The following is a 1,616-nucleotide window of genomic DNA, read 5'->3' as shown; positions in this document are numbered from 1 at the left end:
TATTTTGAGATGATTTTTGGGGTTGCGCAGGTAAAATTTAGCGTAGGCTAGGCATATAGTCTGCCGAGCTAAATTTTAGCCAGCTCCACAAAAAGCGCTCAAAAGACAAGCCGCCAAATTTTAAAGATCGCGAGGGTCGGCGATCTTGCCCACCACCGCACTCGCCGCCGCTACGGCCGAGTTAGCCAGATACACCTCGCTCGTGCGATCGCCCATGCGGCCGACGAAGTTTCTATTTGTCGTGCTCACGCAGCGCTCGCCTACGCCTAAAATCCCCATATATCCGCCCAGGCACGCGCCGCAGGTCGGGTTTGAAACGACCGCTCCCGCTTCCGCGAAAATATCCATCAGCCCCTCTTTTTGCGCTTGCAAGGCGATCTTTTGCGTTGCAGGCGTGATGATGAGGCGGGTTTTGCGCGCTACTTTGCGGCCTTTTAGGATTTCAGCCGCGATGCGTAGATCCGAGAGCCTGCCGTTTGTGCAGCTACCGATAAAGGCCTGATCGATAGCGATATCGTCTCTGACGGCCTCGCGCACGCTCTTGCCGTTGCTAGGTAGAAACGGATAGGCGATTACGGGATCGAGATTAGCGACATCGATCTCTAAAATTTGCTCGTAGTTTGCGCCCTCGTCGGAGTAGTGCAGCTTCGGCTCGGCGCGTAAGCTTTTGCCTTTTAAAAACTCTTTTGTTGTTTCGTCGACCGCGATGATGCCGCTTTTGCCGCCTGCTTCGATCGCCATGTTGCACATGCTAAAACGCCCGTCCATATCGAGGCTCTCTATCGTCTCGCCCGTAAACTCCAGCGCCTTATACAGCGCGCCGTCCACGCCGATGCGGCGGATGATCTCTAGGATGAGGTCCTTGCCGTAGACGTGGCGGTCAAGTTTGCCGCGAAAGATCACTTTTATAGTCGGCGGTACTTTGAACCAGTTTTTGCCCGTTATCATCGCGTAGGCTAGGTCGGTGCTACCCATGCCCGTTGCAAAGGCTCCCAGCGCGCCGTGCGTACAGGTGTGGCTATCGGCGCCGATGATGACGTCGCCCGGGACTACGAGGCCTTTTTCGGGCAAAAGCGCGTGCTCGATGCCCATGTCCTTTTCGTCGAAATAATTTTTCAAATCGTGCTTATACGCAAAATCGCGGCTGATTTTAGCTTGGTTGGCGCTTAGGATGTCTTTTGCCGGGATGTAGTGGTCCATCACGACGCTAAAGCCGCCCGGGTTGGCGAGCTTCGTCGCGCCGCTTCGCTCAAACTGCTTGATGGAGATTGGAGTCGTGATGTCGTTGCCGATGACCATGTCGATGTCGCTCTCGATGATCTCGCCCGCGAAAACCTCGCGCCCTACGTGCTCGCTGAAAATTTTTTCGGTAATGGTTTGCTTTTTGTTTTGCATAAATTTCCTTTTTTGCGGATGCCGCGCGTTTTTAAAATTTAGCGATTTTAGCGAAAAATGGATAAAAAGAGATTGAGATTAAAATTTGAGCGTAAAAGTCAAGGCGAAGTACTTTTTAATCAACTTTAAATTTGAACAAAAAGAGTCAAGTGGAAATATCGCATGGCTAGACGAGGCGGTTTTAAAATTTAAGCGTGCGCTAGGCATATAGCCTGCGGAGC

At 52.0% G+C, this 1,616-nt stretch carries 2 protein-coding genes; one reads left to right on the top strand and one right to left on the bottom strand.

Going from position 1 to position 1,616, the window contains the following annotated elements:
- Positions 1-120 precede the first annotated feature (120 nt).
- The gene (gene leuC, locus H740_RS10430; RefSeq protein WP_002953722.1) at positions 121-1,395 is read right to left on the bottom strand and encodes a 3-isopropylmalate dehydratase large subunit; all 1,275 of its coding nucleotides are present in this window, start codon (positions 1,393-1,395) and stop codon (positions 121-123) included.
- Between the two features lie 85 nt (positions 1,396-1,480).
- Between leuC and H740_RS12475 the strand changes: the two genes are divergently transcribed.
- Complete coding sequence (locus H740_RS12475) at positions 1,481-1,606, top strand: hypothetical protein (RefSeq protein ID WP_269430658.1); 126 nt, start codon at positions 1,481-1,483, stop codon at positions 1,604-1,606.
- The last annotated feature ends 10 nt before the right edge of the window (positions 1,607-1,616 follow it).

This window comes from Campylobacter showae CC57C (genome assembly GCF_000344295.2).
Taxonomy (GTDB): domain Bacteria; phylum Campylobacterota; class Campylobacteria; order Campylobacterales; family Campylobacteraceae; genus Campylobacter_A; species Campylobacter_A showae_B.
Note: the sequence above shows the minus strand (reverse complement) of the source record. Positions and strands in the feature narration are given on the sequence as shown.

Bases quoted from the DNA above. Each gene is read 5' to 3' on its own strand.
- leuC (WP_002953722.1), bottom strand. From the start codon at position 1,395: ATGCAAAACAAAAAGCAAACCATTACCGAAAAAATTTTCAGCGAGCAC.